15 protein-coding genes are annotated in these 15,772 nt (G+C 69.4%); 4 read left to right on the forward strand and 11 right to left on the reverse strand.

Annotated elements, in window-relative coordinates:
- Positions 1 to 19: 19 nt before the first annotated feature.
- Positions 20 to 1,105, forward strand: coding sequence for a mandelate racemase/muconate lactonizing enzyme family protein (locus ACZ5PO_RS00275; protein ID WP_464189060.1), 1,086 nt, complete (start codon positions 20 to 22; stop codon positions 1,103 to 1,105).
- Positions 1,106 to 1,158: 53 nt separating this feature from the next.
- On the opposite strand, the gene ACZ5PO_RS00280 is transcribed toward ACZ5PO_RS00275, so the two are convergent.
- From ACZ5PO_RS00280 to ACZ5PO_RS00300, 5 genes are all read right to left on the reverse strand, one after another.
- Positions 1,159 to 2,064: an efflux RND transporter periplasmic adaptor subunit gene (locus tag ACZ5PO_RS00280; protein ID WP_464189062.1), complete on the reverse strand. Its 906-nt coding sequence runs from the start codon at positions 2,062 to 2,064 to the stop codon at positions 1,159 to 1,161.
- A complete protein-coding gene (locus ACZ5PO_RS00285; protein ID WP_464189064.1) occupies positions 2,061 to 2,270 on the reverse strand; it encodes a DUF1656 domain-containing protein in 210 nt (69 codons plus the stop codon). The genes ACZ5PO_RS00280 and ACZ5PO_RS00285 overlap by 4 nt, the downstream gene beginning before the upstream one ends.
- Before the next feature lie 4 nt (positions 2,271 to 2,274).
- Positions 2,275 to 4,350: an FUSC family protein gene (locus ACZ5PO_RS00290; RefSeq protein ID WP_464189066.1), complete on the reverse strand. Its 2,076-nt coding sequence runs from the start codon at positions 4,348 to 4,350 to the stop codon at positions 2,275 to 2,277.
- Positions 4,351 to 4,360: 10 nt separating this feature from the next.
- On the reverse strand, positions 4,361 to 4,840 hold the full coding sequence (locus ACZ5PO_RS00295) for a MarR family winged helix-turn-helix transcriptional regulator (protein WP_464189068.1): 480 nt from the start codon (positions 4,838 to 4,840) through the stop codon (positions 4,361 to 4,363).
- A 166-nt stretch (positions 4,841 to 5,006) separates the two neighbouring features.
- The gene (locus ACZ5PO_RS00300) at positions 5,007 to 5,702 is read right to left on the reverse strand and encodes a Crp/Fnr family transcriptional regulator (protein WP_464189070.1); all 696 of its coding nucleotides are present in this window, start codon (positions 5,700 to 5,702) and stop codon (positions 5,007 to 5,009) included.
- A gap of 234 nt (positions 5,703 to 5,936) precedes the next feature.
- Between ACZ5PO_RS00300 and ACZ5PO_RS00305 the strand changes: the two genes are divergently transcribed.
- Positions 5,937 to 7,577 carry a Na+/H+ antiporter gene (locus ACZ5PO_RS00305; protein ID WP_464189073.1) on the forward strand — a complete coding sequence of 547 codons (1,641 nt, stop codon included), beginning with the start codon at positions 5,937 to 5,939 and terminating at the stop codon, positions 7,575 to 7,577.
- 330 nt (positions 7,578 to 7,907) lie between these two features.
- Here the strand turns inward: ACZ5PO_RS00305 and ACZ5PO_RS00310 are convergent, their stop codons facing one another.
- Positions 7,908 to 9,116, reverse strand: coding sequence for an ABC transporter substrate-binding protein (locus tag ACZ5PO_RS00310; RefSeq protein ID WP_464189075.1), 1,209 nt, complete (start codon positions 9,114 to 9,116; stop codon positions 7,908 to 7,910).
- Between the two features lie 268 nt (positions 9,117 to 9,384).
- On the opposite strand from ACZ5PO_RS00310, the gene ACZ5PO_RS00315 reads away from it, so the two are divergent.
- Both ACZ5PO_RS00315 and ACZ5PO_RS00320 read left to right on the forward strand, forming a co-directional pair.
- Positions 9,385 to 10,164, forward strand: a complete 780-nt coding sequence (locus ACZ5PO_RS00315; RefSeq protein ID WP_464189077.1) for an SDR family oxidoreductase — start codon at positions 9,385 to 9,387, stop codon at positions 10,162 to 10,164.
- Positions 10,165 to 10,277: 113 nt separating this feature from the next.
- Positions 10,278 to 11,927: a long-chain fatty acid--CoA ligase gene (locus ACZ5PO_RS00320; RefSeq protein ID WP_464189079.1), complete on the forward strand. Its 1,650-nt coding sequence runs from the start codon at positions 10,278 to 10,280 to the stop codon at positions 11,925 to 11,927.
- Positions 11,928 to 12,131: 204 nt separating this feature from the next.
- Here the strand turns inward: ACZ5PO_RS00320 and ACZ5PO_RS00325 are convergent, their stop codons facing one another.
- The 5 genes from ACZ5PO_RS00325 to ACZ5PO_RS00345 are packed head-to-tail and all read right to left on the reverse strand — an operon-like array spanning position 12,132 to position 15,766.
- Positions 12,132 to 12,995: a VOC family protein gene (locus ACZ5PO_RS00325; protein ID WP_464189081.1), complete on the reverse strand. Its 864-nt coding sequence runs from the start codon at positions 12,993 to 12,995 to the stop codon at positions 12,132 to 12,134.
- Positions 12,996 to 13,017: 22 nt separating this feature from the next.
- Positions 13,018 to 13,881, reverse strand: coding sequence for a VOC family protein (locus tag ACZ5PO_RS00330; RefSeq protein ID WP_464189083.1), 864 nt, complete (start codon positions 13,879 to 13,881; stop codon positions 13,018 to 13,020).
- A complete protein-coding gene (locus ACZ5PO_RS00335) occupies positions 13,799 to 14,659 on the reverse strand; it encodes a TetR family transcriptional regulator (protein ID WP_464189086.1) in 861 nt (286 codons plus the stop codon). The genes ACZ5PO_RS00330 and ACZ5PO_RS00335 overlap by 83 nt, the downstream gene beginning before the upstream one ends.
- Positions 14,646 to 14,957: a non-heme iron oxygenase ferredoxin subunit gene (locus ACZ5PO_RS00340; RefSeq protein WP_464189088.1), complete on the reverse strand. Its 312-nt coding sequence runs from the start codon at positions 14,955 to 14,957 to the stop codon at positions 14,646 to 14,648. The genes ACZ5PO_RS00335 and ACZ5PO_RS00340 overlap by 14 nt, the downstream gene beginning before the upstream one ends.
- A gap of 11 nt (positions 14,958 to 14,968) precedes the next feature.
- Positions 14,969 to 15,766 (reverse strand): SDR family oxidoreductase, encoded by a 798-nt coding sequence (locus tag ACZ5PO_RS00345; RefSeq protein WP_464189090.1) that lies wholly within the window; start codon positions 15,764 to 15,766, stop codon positions 14,969 to 14,971.
- Between the last annotated feature and the right edge of the window lie 6 nt (positions 15,767 to 15,772).

Below are 15,772 nucleotides of genomic sequence, written 5' to 3' on the forward strand. Positions count from 1 at the left end.
AAGCCCAGGGAGAGAGCCCATGAAGATCACCGACGTGAAGGCGCACGTGCTGAAGCCGCTCGACTACCAGTTCCGCTGGAAGGAGGAATGGCCGCCGCGCACCATCGAGCACATCCTGCTGCGCATCGGCACCGACGACGGCCACGAGGGCCAGTGCATCACCTGGCTGATGTCGGCCGGCGAGATCGAATCCGCCCTGCCGGGCCTGCGCGCCCTGCTGATCGGGCAGGACCCGCACGACGTGGAGGCGATCTCCTACAAGCTTACCGACAGCCTGAGGTCGCCCAACGCCGTCGCCAGCACCGTCGACATCTGCCTGTGGGACATCCTGGGCAAGCACCACGGCGTGCCGATCTACAAGCTGCTCGGCGCGGCCCGCCACCGCATCAAGGCCTACGCCAGCACCGTGATGTACGAGACCGTGCCGGAATACGTGGACATCGCCCGCGAATGCTACGAGCAGGGTTTTCGCGCGTTCAAGCTGCACGCCTTCGGCGTGCCCAACAAGGACATCGAGGTCTGCCGGGCCGTGCACAAGGCCTTCGGCGACAAGATGGACCTGATGCTCGACCCGGTGAACGCCTACGACCGGCTGGGCGCCTTCAAAGTCGGCAAGGTGCTGGAGGAGCTCGATTTCTACTGGTACGAGGCGCCCATTGCCGATTCTGACCTCTTGGGGCTCGCCGACCTGACGCGCAGCTTCAAGATCCCGATCACCGCCACCGAAAGCGTCATCGAAGGCCTGCGCGGCTATCCCAAGTACCTGATGGCCCACGCCGTCGACAGTATCCGCTCGGTGGGCGACTGGATCGGCGGCATCTCGGCCATGCGCAAGTCGGCGGCCCTGTGCGAGGCCTTCAACACCAAGTACGAGCCGCACAGCTACGGCACCACGCTGGTGCAGGCGGCACACCTGCACGTCATGCTGGCCATCCACAACTGCGACCTGTTCGAGATCCCGGTGCCCCAGGGCATCCTCGACATCGGCATGGCCGACGTGATCCGCGTGGAAAAGGACGGCTACGTCAACGCGCCGACCAAGCCCGGCCTGGGCTATGACCTGGACTGGCGCGAGATCGAGAAGCTGACGCTGAAGCAGCTCTGATACGCAGCCCCGCGGGATCCGGCCACCGGTCCCGCGGGCTCTCGTCCGCAACCTCAGGTCAGCGAAAGGCGGCCGAAGATCGTGGAGGCGGGGACGCCCGGCGCCTGCACCTGCACCGTGGCGGTCAGGCCGGTGACCAGCCGGACATCCGGCGGCAGCTTGTCCAGCTTGATGCGGACCGGGACGCGCTGGGCCAGACGAACCCACGTGAAGGTGGGATTGATGTTGGCGAGCAGACCGGCGCCGTCGCTGCGCTCACGATCCTCGATGCCGCCGGCGATGCTCTCCACCCTGCCCTGAAGCGTGACCGGCTGGCCCATGAGCCGGATGGCGACCTTGTCGCCGGGATGAATGCGCGGCAGCTTCGTCTCCTCGAAATAGCCCTCGACACGCAGGGAATCGGTGTCGATGAGGGCCACGACCGACTTGCCGGTAGAGACGTATTCGCCCGGATGCAGGGCCAGGTTCGAGACGATGCCGTTGACCGAGGCCTTCACATCCGAGCGCGCCAGGTTGAGCTTGGCGAGGTCGCGCTCGGCGAGCCCCTCGCGATAGGCCGCGTCGGCCTGCGCCAGCGCTGCCTGGGCCTGCTCCACCCGCTGGCGCGAGGCATAGTCGCCGAGGTTCTGCGACCGGGCGAGCTCGCGCTGGGCCAGATCGAGCGCCGCCTTGCGCCCGACCACCGTCGCTTCCGCCTGATCGAGCGCGATGGCGAAGCGCCGGCGATCGACGCGAAACAGCACGTCGCCGCGGTGCACCACCTGATTGTCGTGGATCGAGACCTCGTCGACCAGCCCGGCGACATCCGGCGCGATCTCGACCACGTCGGCGCGCACGTGCGCATCGCGCGTCCACGGCTCGTTCATGTAGTAGTCCCACAGCCCGCGCCCGACGAACACGGCGGCGCCCACCACGGCGAGGGTGACGAGGAGACGACCGGTGCCTAGCAAGTATTTCATGGGATGAACTTGGGGGTGATGGAGAACAGGGCGCCGAACACGATGACGTAGACGGCGAGATCGAAGAGCGCGCGGTGCCAGACCAGCGCATAGAAGCCGGCGCGGCCGGCCACGGCGCTCAGGATCCGCACGATGATGTAGGCGGCGAGCATCAGGCCGAAGACGCCCGGCAGATAGACGCCGTAGAGATCCAGTTCGGGGGGCATGCCGTTACTCCGCGGCCATCAGCATGGGCTGGGTGTCCCGGCCGGTCCGCGTCGGGTCGAGGCGGTCGGGTCCGGCCGCCAGGGGAAACAGCGCGCGCCGCAGGCCCACCAGCGCGTCCAGCGTGGTGCGGGCGGCCTGCCCTTGCCCGGCGCCGGCGACGGCCTCGAGCGTCCGGTCGATGTCGCGCAGCAGCTGATCGGGCGCCGCGGCGCGCCGGCCGCTGTCGAGGCAGGCGCGGAAGAATGCGGCGACGCCTCCCAGGACGTCGTCGATCGGCTGCCGGACCGCCCGCGGCAGCGCGCGGCGATCGCGCTGCAGCGTGACGATGTTGTAGCCGGTGCGCAGATCCGCCAGGCCGTCGACGGTGTCGGAGCCACCGTCCGCAGCGGCCAGACGCGGCATCAGCTGGCCCAGGCGATCGAGCGTGCGGCTCGCCAAGGCCGCATGGTCGAAGCCGCGGTCGCCGGCCGCCAGGGCGGCCAGATCGCTCCAGCCGGCGCGGACCAGGCGGCGGGCGGCGAGCTCGGCGCCGAACGGCTTGGTGACGAGCGTCCACAGCAGGGCGAAGAGGAGACCGGCGACGATCGCGAGCCCCGCATCGGCGTAGGACGTGAATTCGGCGCTGTAGCGCCCCTGAAGGGCCAGATCGCCGCTCAGATTGGTGGCCATCAACAAAGTGACCAGCGACAACTCCGGGCGCGGGATGAGCGCGCCGATCAACAGGAACGGCGGCGCCAGCACCACGGCCAGGATCTCGATGTCGTTGACGCGGGGCAGGACGGCGAAGAGGTAGAAGCCGGTCAGCACATAGGCGACGATCGACCAGATCAGCATGTCGCGCATGGACGGCGCCGGCCGGTCGAGACCGCCGAAGAAGCAGCAGGCGATGGCGACGAAGGCGACGCCGTTGGCGCCGTCGGACCAGCCGCTCCAGATCCAGAGCAGACCGGCGAGGAAGGTCGCCAGAATGGTCGAGCCCATGGAGAAGAGCATCAGACCGCGGTCGTAGTGCTGCTCACGCCCGATCACGGGCCGATGACGCAGCGCCGGCTTCCAGCGCGTCGAGGTGCCTCCGGCGATCCGGCGCTGCAGCGCCAGGCAATCCTGCCAGAGGTCGACGAGCTCGGTGAGGCGGGTCAACAGGCTGCCGTGCACCAGCGCCCGCCAGTCCGCCGCGTCCTCCAGCGGACGGCCGAGCGCGCCGAGGGCCGCCCGCAGCCGCTCCGGCTCATCGCCGTCGACGGCAACGGCCGGCGCCTCGATCCATGCGGCGATGCGATCGGTGACGGCGGCGAGCTCGGGCGGAAAGCCGTTCAGGTCCAGCCGCAGCGCATGCATGCGATCGGCGATCGAGGACAGCAGCGGCAGGAGCAGCAGCAGCCGCCCGCGCAGCTCTTCGGCATGCTGCTTGACGTCGCGCGTGCCGGCATCGTGGGCCAGCTGGCTGATCACGGCGGTGAGCGGCGAGATGTCCGCCGCCAGTCGCTGACGCGCCAGGGAGGCCGCCGGGCGTGCGCCCTTGGCGCGCAAGACCTCCTGCGCCCAGCCGCCGGCGTCCTTCAGCCAGCCGGCGATGCGCGCGTCGAGCACCTGGCCGACGCTTTGCGGCCAGAGGATGGTGCCGATCACGGCGGCGACGACGATGCCGACGATGATCTCCTCGGCGCGCGCCGAGGCCACGTCGAAGATCGCCTCGGGCGTGCCGACGGTCGGCAACGCGATCAGCGGCAATGTATATCCGGCTAACATAAAGACGTAGTTGCGCGGCGTCCGGTTGTGCAAGGCGACGAAGAGGAAGATGCCGGTCCACAGCGCGATGGCGAGCATCAAGAGCTCCGGCGCGTTGACGAGCAGCGGCACCAGCACCACCGCTCCGGTCGCTCCGAGCAGGGTCCCGAACGTACGGTCGAACGCCTTCGACACCATCGCCCCCGACATGGGGTTGGCAACGATGTAGACCGCCGTCATCGCCCAGTAAGGACGCGGCAGGCCGCATGCCAGACCGATCCACAGGGCCGCTATAGCGGCGGCGTAGGCCTTGGCCGAGAACAGCCAGTCACGCCAGGAAGGCCATGTCATGACGGCCATGTCATACGGACGTGTCCAAGGGCGGGAGCGGGAGCTGGGCGCGGGAATCCGCTACGGCCCGGTCGATGGCCGCGAAGACCCGGAGCGTGGCGTCCAGGTCCGCGTCGCTCACGTCCTTCAGGACGCGCTCCCGCAACTCGGTCAGCGCCGCCTCGATGTGCTCCGCCAGCCGCTCGCCGGCCTCGGTCAGCCAGACCGCGTTGGCGCGCCTGTCATCGGGATCGCTGCGGCGCTCCAGCAGGCCGAGCGCGCTCAATTGATCGAGCAGCCGGACGATCGAGGTCCCCTCGATGCCGACATAGGCCGCGAGCGTGACCTGGCGAACCCCTCCGCCCAGGCGCCTCACCCACAGGAGCGTCGCCCCGCGGGCTTCGGAGATCTCGTGCTCCGCGAGCACCTGCTGGGCCAGGCGGCGCCACTGCCGGCCCGCCTGCAGCAGCGTCGAGGTCAGGAGAAAACGCGGGTCGTCCTCATGCTTCATATGAGGATCATGCGCACAACAATAATGCGCATGCAACTTATTTTTGCTGCAACGCGGCAAGCCGAGCGCGCGGCCGCATTCGACAGGCCGGCCCGATCGGCTGGCCCCGTCGATGGCTTACACGACTTGCACGATGCGGAGATCCGGGACGAACGGCGCGGCGGGCTTACGAGAACGGCACGTGACCGTGGCTTGCCAGCGTCGACAGGACGGCCCGGTTACGCACGATCACCCGCCCGTATTCCAGGCCGATCAGGTCCTTGTCTTCCCAATCCCGGAGCACGCGGTTGATGGTCTGGCGCGATGCGCCCATCATCGCGGCGAGTTCTTCCTGGGTGATGCGGGAGCCCTCCGGCTCGGGCGGAGCGGCGGCGGCCATGTCGAGCAGCGCGTGCGCGAGGCGAGCCGGCAACGGCGCGGTCTTCATCTCGGCCAGCATGTCCATGGCGCTGCGGATGTGCCGGCAGAGCAGATGGGTGAAGTTGAGGATGTAGCGCGGCTCCTCCGCGACAATGCTGTTGAAGGCGGCCATGCTCAGGAACAGCAGCCGCGTCGGGCGGACCGTCAACGCGTCCTGGAACCTCGGCTGCTGATCGAGCACCGACAGGTGCCCGAACCACATCCCCGGCTTGAAGATGCTGTAGAGCACGTGCTTGCCGTTGGCCGTATGCGAGACGAGGCGGATCTCGCCGGAGATGACCGCGAATTGTCCGGTCGGCGGGTCACCGGTGGCGAAGACGAGGGCGTCGCCCGCGTAGTCGCGCAGCACCGCCTTCTGCACGATGAGGGCGCGCAGCGGCTCCGGCAGCCCGTGGAACCAGTCGTCCGTCTCCAAAAGCGATCTGATGTCGTCCGCCGCCATGGCGCTGCTCGTCCTCCCCACACTGATCATAGCAGGTAGCGGGAGAATGACAGGGCCTTCGCGGCGAGGTCCAGGCTTTCCCCACGGCCGAAAGTGGGCTAGTCGGACCCCTCCGGTCCGTTGCGACGGCGCGGTGCGCAGCGTCGCAGGCGCCGGCCGGCGGCGGTCACCATCGTACCGGGCAATCCCCTCCGGCATAAGCGCGAGGGCGGTCGCCTCCTGCCGCGATCCCGCATGCAATCCGTCACCACAGCCCTGGTTCTCCTTCTCGCGGTCACCATCAGCGGCTCGATCTCGCGGGCCCTGCCCGTCGCGGTGCCGCTGCCGCTGGTGCAGATCGCGCTCGGCGGCCTCGTCGCCGCAGTGGCCGACCTCGGCGTCGAGCTGAAGCCGGAGGTCTTCTTCCTGCTGTTCCTGCCGCCGCTGTTGTTCCTCGACGGCTGGCGCATCCCCAAGGAGGGGCTATTCCGCGACCGCGGGACGATCCTGGCGCTAGCCATGGGGCTGGTCGTCTTCACCGTCGTCGGCGTCGGCTTCTTCATCAACTGGCTGATCCCGGCGATGCCGCTGGCGGTCGCCTTCGCCCTGGCCGCAGTCATCTCGCCGACCGACCCGGTCGCCGTCTCGGCCATCGCCGCCCGGGTGCCGATCCCCAGCCGGCTGATGCACATCCTCGAGGGCGAGTCGCTCCTCAACGACGCCTCCGGCCTGGTCTGCATGCGCTTCGCGGTGGCGGCGGCGATGACCGGAACATTCTCGCTCGGCGAGGCCTTCGGCACCTTCCTGTGGCTGGCGATCGGCGGCGTGGCGATCGGCGTCGCCGCCACCTGGGCCATCACCCAGGCCAAGAACTGGGTGGCGCGACGGCTCGGCGAGGAGCCCGGCTCGCAGATCCTGATCAGCCTGCTGATCCCCTTCGGGGCCTACCTCCTGGCCGAGCGCCTCCACTGTTCGGGCATCCTCGCCGCGGTCGGCGCCGGCATCACCATGGCCTACGTCGAGCAGACCGGGCGGGCGCTGGCGCTGACCCGTGTGCGCCGGGCCGCCTTCTGGGACATGGTGCAATTCGCCGCCAACGGCGTCATCTTCGTGCTGCTCGGCGAGCAACTGCCGAAGATCGTCGCGGGCGCGGCGCAGGTGGTGGTCGAGACCGGGCACTATCAGCCGGCCTGGCTCCTCGTCTACATCGTCGCCATCAACGCCGCCCTCGCCGCCCTGCGCTTCCTCTGGGTGTGGGTTTCGCTGCGCTTCACCATGTTCCGGGCGGCCCGCAAGGGGCAGCCGCTGCGCAAGCCCAGCTGGCGGCTGATCGCGGCCACCTCGCTCGCCGGCGTGCGCGGGGCGCTCACGCTCGCGGGCGTGCTGACCCTGCCCCTGCTCGCAGCCGACGGCTCGCCGTTTCCGGCGCGCGACCTCGCCATATTCCTCGCTGCCGGGGTCATCGTCGCCTCGCTGGTGGCGGCGAGCATCGGCCTGCCGATGCTCATGAAGGGCCTCGAGCTGCCGCCCGAGCCCTCGCACCGGCGGCTGGAGGACCGCGCCCGGATCATGGCGGCCGAGGCCGCCATCAAGGCGATCGAACGCGCCCAGCACGATCTCGGCGAAGGCCGCAGCGACGCCGACATCTATGCCAATGCGGGCGCACGCATCATGGATCTCTACCGCGAGCGGATCGTGCGCGGCTCCAAGACCGGGGCCGAAGCCGACGACCTGCACAAGATCGACCGCATCGAGCGCGAGCTGCGGCTTGCCGGCCTGCGGGCCGAGCGCGATGCGTTCTACCAGTTGGTGCGGACGCACCGGATCTCCGACGAGATGGCTCGCCGGCTGGTGCGCGAGCTCGATCTGCTCGAGACCCGCTTCGCGGGGGCCTAGAGCGCTTCGCGATTGGGTGGACTCACCCAATCGCAAAGAAGCGCTCCAGATTCAAAAGGTTATGAGCATTTCTCTGCCATTGGATGGGTCCATCCAATGGCGAAATGCTCTAGTGTGGTGGATCTGAAGTTCCTGCCCCCACACGGCATCAGCGTTCAGGACCTTCAGATCCATTAAACCACACTCGAATCATAGAGTTGCTAGTGTGGCTTAGGAATCCGAAATTCGCTCCCAGCGCTGCCCCAGGGTGGTGCGAATTTCGGATTCGCCACACTAGGCGCGGCCCGCCAGCGTGGCCGCCGCGCCCGACGCCGCCCCGCCCGCCGGCGCTCAGTTGCCGGCCGGCTGCTCGACGCGGATCAGGCCGCCGACCGGCTTCCAGCTGGCGCCGTCGAATCGGGCCAGCTGCAGCTCATGGTAGAGCCGGTAATCGGTCGGTGAATTGCTCACCCGGATGCCCGGCAGCAGCATCGGCAGCGCCACATCCTTCAGCGTGGTGGCCTGCCTGAGCAGGTTCTCGCGGCTCAGGTCGTCCTTGCAGCGGTCGAGCACGATGGCGGTCAGCTGCGCGTTGAGGTAACCCGAGATGGCCATCGCATCGAATACGTTCTGGTTGGGCGCCCATTCCTTCATGAACGCCATGAAATCCACGACATCCTTGTCCTTTTCCCACGCCGGGTCGCCGACCTGCTTGTAGAAGATGGCGGTCATCACGCCGGTCGACGCCTCGACGCCGGCCGGCATGAGCGTCCCCTGGATCGAGCTGGCCGGGCTGGCGATGTACTGCGGCAGCGACCAGCCGATCGAGTTCGCCTTGCGGATCACCTGGGCGGCGAACTTCGGCGTGGTGAACTGGACGAGCACGTTGGCGCCGGCGCTCTGCAGGGCGAGCACCTGGGAGTCCACGGTGGGGTCGGTCAGCGCATAGCTCTGCTCGCTGACGATCAACGACGTCTTGGGACCGAGCGTCTCCTTGAACCCCTTCAGGAAATCGCGGCCGTAGTCGTCGTTCTGGTAAAGGACGCCGATCCGGGCATCCGGCCTGGTATCGAGGATATGCTTGGCGTAGACGCTCGCCTCCACATCGAAGGTCGGATAGAACGGCACGGTCCACGGGAAGTGCTTGGGATCGTTGAAGCGACTGCCGCCGGCCGAGACGAGCACCTGCGGCACGTTCTTGCTGTTCATGTACTTCTGCACGGCGGCGTTCGGCACGGTGCCGACGGTGCCGATCTCGGCCAGAACGCCATCCTCCTCGACCAGCTTGCGGGTCTGCTCCACGGCCTTGCTGGGATTGTAGCCGTTGTCGAGCGAGATGGCGGTGATCTTGCGGCCGTTGATGCCGCCCTTCTTGTTGATCATGTCGAAATAGGCGGTCCAGGCCCGCCCGTAGAGCCCGAACCCTGACGCCGGGCCGCTGTAGGGGATGGTCTGGCCGACCTTGATCTCCGTCGCGCTGGCCCCGGGGCCGTACGTCGGCTCGGCCAGCGCCGCCGTCGCACACAGCGATGCGGCCGCAATCACCATGAGATGACGCATAGGTTTCCTCCGCTTGATTGGCTGCCGTACCTGGCCGCTCGGTCGGCGCACGAACCGCGGACCGCCGCGATCGGCCGGGGATCTGACGTCCCTTTACAAGCAGGATGGACTGTCTTTTAATTCGGCGCAACGGCTCAGTTGCTAAGAGCTCTAAACTGAACGGCGCCGCGATCCAGGCGCCTGCCGGACCGCGTCGGCGCACGGTGCCGACGGTTGTCCGGTGACGCCGGTAGAGCCTTAAGCGGCTGACAAGGGATGGAAACGAGACATGAATTTTGGCCTGGAGGGGCGCAAAGCCCTCGTGTGCGCGGCGAGCAAAGGCCTGGGCAAGGCGAGCGCCCTGGCGCTGGCCCAGGAAGGCTGCGACGTGGTCATCGTCGCCCGGACTCCGGCGACGCTGGAGCAGGCGGCCGACGACATCGAGCGGCTGGCCGGCCGCCGGCCGCGCACCGTTGCTGCCGACGTCACCACCGCCGATGGCCGTGCCGCGGCGCTGGCCGTCTGCGCCGACCCCGACATCCTGGTGAACAACGCGGCGGGCCCGCCTCCGGGCGACTTCCGCAACTGGTCGCGGGAAGACTGGATCAAGGCCCTCGACGCCAACATGCTGTCGCCCATCGAGCTGATCAAGGCGACGGTGGACGGCATGATCGCCCGGCGCTTCGGCCGCATCGTCAACATCACCTCGCATGCGGTGAAGGAGCCCATCGACATCCTCGGCCTGTCGAACGGCGCGCGCTCGGGCCTCACCGGCTTCGTCGCCGGCCTCGCCCGCAAGACGGTGGCCCACAACGTCACCATCAACAATCTGCTGCCGGGCACGTTCGACACCGACCGCCTGCAATCGAACCTCGCAGCGCTGGCGGCGAGCCGCGGCCGCCCGGTCGACGAGACGGTCGAGCAGGTCAAGCGCGACAATCCCGCCGGCCGTTTCGGCGACCCCAGCGAGTTCGGCGCCGCCTGCGCCTTCCTGTGCAGCGTCCAGGCCGCCTACATCACCGGGCAGAACGTGCTGATCGACGGCGGCGCCTATCGCGGCACGTTCTGACGGCACGATCGATCGAACGACGGCGACGGCGGCCCTCACCGGGGGCCGTCGCGCACAAACGATCCGGGCGCAACGACGCCCGGACGGGAGGACAACAACCAAGGGAGGCATTCGTGCAAGGGCTGATGATGGACACGCCGCTGCTGGTCGGCGGCATTCTGCGGCACGCGGCGACGGTTCACGGATCGACGGAGATCGTCGCGCGGACGATCGACGGCTCGGTCCTCCGCACCACCTACCGGGAGGCCTATGCGCGCTGCCGGCGCCTGTCGGCGGCGCTGCAAGCGCTCGGCGTGGCGAGCGGCGATCGTGTCGGCTCGCTGGCCTGGAACACGCACCAGCACTTCGAGCTGTTCTACGGCGTTCCCGGCCTGGGCGCGGTGCTGCACACCATCAACCCGCGCCTCTACGACGAGACCATCGCCTACATCGTCAACCATGCGGAGGACAGCTGGATCTGCATCGATGCGGCGACGCTCGCCCTCGCCGAGCGGCTGGCGCCCGTCCTGCCCAGCGTGCGCGGCTGGATCTACATGGGCCCCGCCGGAGAGCTGCCCAAGACCACGCTGGTCAACGTGCACGCCTACGAGGCGCTGCTCGCCGCGGCGGGGCGCGAAGCCGAGTGGGCGGAGCTGGACGAGCGGCAGGCCTGCACCATCTGCTACACGTCGGGCACGACCGGGGCGCCGAAGGGCGTCGTCTACACGCATCGCTCGCTCGTTCTCGCGGCGCTGCTGATGAGCAGCTCCGACATGATCGGCGTGCTGCGCTCCGGGGACCGCGAGGCGGTCATGCCGGTGGCGCCGCTGTTCCACGCCAACGGCTGGTTCATGCCGTTCACCGCGCCGATGAGCGGGCAGAAGCTCGTGCTGCCCGGCCGCCATTTCGAGGCTGCCGCCCTGGCCGAGCTCATCGACGGCGAAGCCGTGACGGCCGCCGCCGCGGTGCCGACCGTATGGTTCGGGCTCGTCGATCACTGGCGCTCGCTCGGCCGCCGGCCGGCGTCGCTACGCGCCGCCCTGGTCGCCGGCACCAAGGCGCCGCGCAAGCTCGTCGATGATCTGGCGGCGCTCGGCGTGCCGGTCGGCCAGGTCTGGGGCATGACCGAGGTGGCGGGCCTGCGCTCGACGCTGCCGCCGGGCGCCGCGGCCTGCCCACCGGAGGAGCAGGTGGTCTGGCGCATGCGCCAGGGCCGCGTCGGCTACGGCACGGAGCTGCGCCTGCTCGACGACGACGGCGCGGAGCTGCCGTGGGACGGCGAAGCGGTGGGACACCTGGAGGCGCGCGGCCCGTGCGTCGCCGCCGGCTACTACAGGGAGACGCCTGGGGCCGGCACCGGCTGGCTGTCGACCGGCGATGTCGCCCGTATCTTTTCCGACGGCAGCATCGAGATCGTCGACCGCTCCAAGGACGTCATCAAGTCGGGCGGCGAATGGATCAGCAGCGTGACCGTCGAGAACGCTGCCCTCGACCACCCGGCGGTGCAGCAGGCCGCCGTCATCGGCATCGCGCACGACCGTTGGCAGGAGCGTCCGCTGCTGCTTGCCGTGCTGCGGCCGGGCTTGCAGGCGAGCGCCGACGAGATCCTGGAGCACCTGCGCGGACGGCTGGCACGCTGGTGGGTGCCCGACGAGGTGCGTTTCGTCGCCGAGCTGCCGATGACCGCCACGGGCAAGGTCCGCAAGGCCGAGCTGCGCGCCCGCTACGGCCGCGCGCCAATCCCGGAGAGCGCAACGCCGCCGCAGCGGGCGGCGCTGGGCTGATCGGCGGGTTCCCAAACGCGTCATGGCCGGGCTCGACCCGGCCATCCATCCGCTAAGTTATGGTGCGTATAGGCTGGCTGAGGATAGCAGATTTTCTAAGAAGATGGATGGTCGGGTCAAGCCCGACCATGACGTGTGCGGGAAGCGCGCCGGGTCAAGGTCGGCCATCAAGCCCAGCCATGACGAGGCCGTGAGCGGCGCGTCTCAGGCGTTCGGCAGCGTGATCGCGTTGCCGGGCTTGGAGCCCCACATGCAGAGGCTTGATGGCTCGAAGCCGAACTGGCGGGGGCGGTGGGTGGCCTCGTCCTCGATCTCGTCGACGCCGACGGAGTATTCGAACACCATGTTGTTGGGGCCGAGGAAGTAGAGGAAGCGGGCCCCCGAGGTCGGGTGCCGGCCTGGCCCGAACACGATCGGCACGTTCTGCTCCGACAGATGGTAGAACGAGCGCAGCACGTCGTCGTTGCTGGTCACCTGGTGGTTGATGTGCTGGATGCCGGGGCCGGACCCCGGCGCCAGCGCCATGGTGTGGTGGATCGCATTCACCCGCATCAAGGCGATGTCGCCGATGCGGTCGCTGACGCGGGCGTTGCACACCTGGGTCCAGAAGCGCTCGTCGCGCCTGGGGTCGGTGGTGTTCAGCCCGATGTGGCTGAAGCCGGTGATGCCGGCATCGCGCGTCGGGAAGTAGCGCCGGCCGCTGCGGTCGGGCCGCACCACCAGCTCGATCTGGTTGCCGGTCGGGTCCTTGAAGGCGATGAAGGCCTTGACCTTGCGCGCCGCGCACTCGCCGTCGGTGCCCAGGTGCACGGGGTGGCCGAGCGCCTCCAGCGTGCCGGCGGCCGCGTCGAGCTGGCCCTGGTCCTCGATCTCGAAGGCCACGGTCTGGTCCTGGGGATCGCCCTCGAAGTAGCACAGCGTGTGGGCGCGGTCGTCGGAGCGCAGGTAGAGCGCCTTGCCCGTCCGCTCCGCCACCTGCAGGCCGAGGCAGCGCGTCGCGAACGCCTCGGCCTGCTCCAGGTCCGGCGCGCCCAGGCGGGCGTAGCTGACGTCCTTGAGCTCGATCATGGGGGATCTCCTTGGTGTCGGGTCAGGCGCCGGCGATCGCCAGCTCGGGCAGGTCGCTGGTGCTGCCCCAGGCGCAGAGCGAGGTCGGCTCGGCGGCGAACTGGCGCGCCCGGTGCCGGCGCGGGTCGATGTCGGTCATGCCGTAGCCGTAGGCGAACATCTGGCCGTCGGGCGCGGTGAAGCGCACGAACACCTGGCCCGAGGCGGCCTCGCGCCCCGGGCCGTGCACGACGCGCACCTGGTGCTCCTGGAGGAAGTAGTGGCTCTGCATCACCGCATCGAAGCTCTCGACGCCGTAGGTGACGTAGAGGACGCCGGGCCGGGCCGCCGGATAGAGGGCGATGCGGTGATGAGCGTCGTCGAGCTGGAGATAGGTGACGTCGCCGGCCCGGTCGCTGACCGTGGCGCCGAGGATGGCGGTCCAGAAGGCGGTGTCGCGGGCGAGGTCGGTGCTGCGCAGGCCGACGCATTGCAGGCCGGTGATGCCGGCGTCGCGGCTGCCGAAGTAGCGGCGGCCGCTGACGGCGGGACGCAGCACGAGGTCCACGGCGGTGCCCTGGCCGGTGGCGCAGATCAGGGCGCGGCGCACGAAACGGCGCTCGCACTCCTCCGCCGAGGCCTCGCGGCAGGCATGACCGGCCCGCTCCAGGGCGGCGGCGGCGGCGTCGAGGGCGGCCTCGTCGTCGAGCTCGACGCCGATGGCGGAGCCCCGGTCGCCGGAGAGGGCCAGCGTGTGGGCGCGCTGGTCGGAGCGGAAGACGATGTCGCCGGCACGGCCGGCGACGCGCTCGAGGCCGAGGATCTCAGTCGCGAAGCGGGCGCTCGCTTCGAGGTCGTCGGTGCCCAGGCGAACGTAGCACAGCTGGACGATCCTGATCGTGCCCAACATTCATCTCCCTATCTTTGTCCGGCCGGCTGCCGGCCCGCCTCGGCCCGAGATGGGAGGCCAGGTATTCGCCGACGATCTTGCGCCAGACCTCGTAGAGGTGGCTGAAGCGCTCGGGATCATCCTCGATGAAGGTGCGGACCGAGAAGCCGCGCACGATGCTCAGGGTCAGCGCCAGCACGTCCTCGGCGAGCTTGGCCGGCACACCAGCCGCCACCAGCGCCTCGCACCACGCCGCCTCGACGGCGAAGCGGCTCTCGCGCGAGAGCTGGAAGGTCTCGCGGCGCAACTCCTTGGCCTCGCCGTCGCCCATGCTGATGGCAAGCTGCACGAAGAAGAAATCGCTGAAGAAGAAGTCGTGCGCATCCGCGATGATCGCGGCGATGGCGTCGTCATGGTCGTGGGCGGCTTCCGCCCGCCGCCGGCTCTGCGCAGCGGCCTTCTCGTTCAGGTGCCGCAGCGTCGCGACGATGAGGTCGTGCTTGGTTGGAAAGTGATGCAGCTGGGCGCCGCGCGAGACCCCGGCCAGCTCCGCCACCTCGCTGGTTCGCAGGCCGCCGTAGCCGCGCCGCCGCAGCAACTGGATGGCCGCGTCCAGCACCTTCTTCTGCGTCGTCTCGCTGCGCTCCGCCTGCGTCCGCCGCTGTCGAGGCCCCTGCCCGGTCCGCTCGGTCTTCTCCGCAAGCGGAGCCGGCCGGCTGCGGCCGGGGCGCGGCGCATCCACGGCCGGCCCGCTCAGGGTCTGGGTCTTGGGGCGGGTGAGCTTAGCCTTGGACATACACATCCTCGTCGACGACTTCGACCGCGTAGGTCTTCAACGGGATGGTACACGGCATGGCCGTGGCACGGCCATTGGTGACATCGAAGGTGCCGAAGTGCCACGGGCATTCCACCGTGCACCCGGTGAGAATCCCCTCCTCCGACAGCGACGCCTCGCCATGCGTGCACAGGTCCGCCGTCGCGTAGAGGCGGCCGTCCACGTTGTAGACCGCGAGCGCCGTCCCGTCGGACAGCTCCGCCGGACGGATCTCGCCGGCCGGATAGTCCGACACCTTGCCGATATGCACTCTGTCCATCGCCGCGATCGTCATTGCATCGTGCTGCCGCCGTTGACGCTGATCACCTGCCCGGTCACGAACGACGCCTCCTCGGACGCCAGGTACGCCACCATCGACGCCACCTCCGCCAGCGACCCGGGCCGCCCCAGCGGCACCACGCTCACGAACTTGTCGACGAATTCCGGCGCGGTCTGGCGCGCCGCCGTCACCTGCGGCGTCTCCACGATGCACGGCGCCACCACGTTCACCGTGATGCCGTCGGCCGCGAACTCCCGCGCCAGGCCCGAGGCCAGCGCGTGCACCCCGCCCTTGGCGGCGTTGTAGGCGGCATGGTCCCACAGCCCGTTGCGCACCGAGTCGGCCCCGATGTTGACGATGCGGCCGTAGCCCCGGGCCTTCATCACCGGGATGGCGTGCCAGGTGCACCACAGCGTCGTCCACAGATTGCGGTCGATGGTCGTCCGCAGCGTCTCCGGCGTATGGCTCAGGAACGGCTTGATGATGCCGCCGCCGGCGTTGTTCACCAGGATGTCGAGGCCGCCGTGCGCCGCGACCGCGGCGGCGACGAGGCGGCCCGCCGCCTCCTCCTGCGCCAGGTCGCCGGTCTCCACCACCGGGCGGCCGTGGCCGGCGTCGGCGATGGCCGCCGCCACATCGGTCACGGCCGAGCCGGGCACGTCGGCCAGCACCAGCTTCGCCCCGTCCGCCGCCAGCCGCCGCGCGATCGCCGCGCCGATGCCGCCGGCCGCGCCGGTGACCAGCGCGATGCGCCCCTCGAGCGGCCGGCCCCGCGCCGGCGCTGCTTCACTGCGCTGTGCGTCTGCCATGGCCGG

Source organism: Chelatococcus sp. KU-N122 (assembly GCF_055391085.1).

What these genes read in the sequence shown, in the direction of transcription:
- ACZ5PO_RS00275 (WP_464189060.1), top strand. Translation starts at nt 20, where the DNA reads ATGAAGATCACCGACGTGAAGGCGCACGTGCTGAAGCCGCTCGACTAC.
- ACZ5PO_RS00280 (WP_464189062.1), bottom strand. Translation starts at nt 2,064, where the DNA reads ATGAAATACTTGCTAGGCACCGGTCGTCTCCTCGTCACCCTCGCCGTG.
- ACZ5PO_RS00285 (WP_464189064.1), bottom strand. Translation starts at nt 2,270, where the DNA reads ATGCCCCCCGAACTGGATCTCTACGGCGTCTATCTGCCGGGCGTCTTC.
- ACZ5PO_RS00290 (WP_464189066.1), bottom strand. Translation starts at nt 4,350, where the DNA reads ATGACATGGCCTTCCTGGCGTGACTGGCTGTTCTCGGCCAAGGCCTAC.
- ACZ5PO_RS00295 (WP_464189068.1), bottom strand. Translation starts at nt 4,840, where the DNA reads ATGAAGCATGAGGACGACCCGCGTTTTCTCCTGACCTCGACGCTGCTG.
- ACZ5PO_RS00300 (WP_464189070.1), bottom strand. Translation starts at nt 5,702, where the DNA reads ATGGCGGCGGACGACATCAGATCGCTTTTGGAGACGGACGACTGGTTC.
- ACZ5PO_RS00305 (WP_464189073.1), top strand. Translation starts at nt 5,937, where the DNA reads ATGCAATCCGTCACCACAGCCCTGGTTCTCCTTCTCGCGGTCACCATC.
- ACZ5PO_RS00310 (WP_464189075.1), bottom strand. Translation starts at nt 9,116, where the DNA reads ATGCGTCATCTCATGGTGATTGCGGCCGCATCGCTGTGTGCGACGGCG.
- ACZ5PO_RS00315 (WP_464189077.1), top strand. Translation starts at nt 9,385, where the DNA reads ATGAATTTTGGCCTGGAGGGGCGCAAAGCCCTCGTGTGCGCGGCGAGC.
- ACZ5PO_RS00325 (WP_464189081.1), bottom strand. Translation starts at nt 12,995, where the DNA reads ATGATCGAGCTCAAGGACGTCAGCTACGCCCGCCTGGGCGCGCCGGAC.
- ACZ5PO_RS00335 (WP_464189086.1), bottom strand. Translation starts at nt 14,659, where the DNA reads ATGTCCAAGGCTAAGCTCACCCGCCCCAAGACCCAGACCCTGAGCGGG.
- ACZ5PO_RS00340 (WP_464189088.1), bottom strand. Translation starts at nt 14,957, where the DNA reads ATGGACAGAGTGCATATCGGCAAGGTGTCGGACTATCCGGCCGGCGAG.
- ACZ5PO_RS00345 (WP_464189090.1), bottom strand. Translation starts at nt 15,766, where the DNA reads ATGGCAGACGCACAGCGCAGTGAAGCAGCGCCGGCGCGGGGCCGGCCG.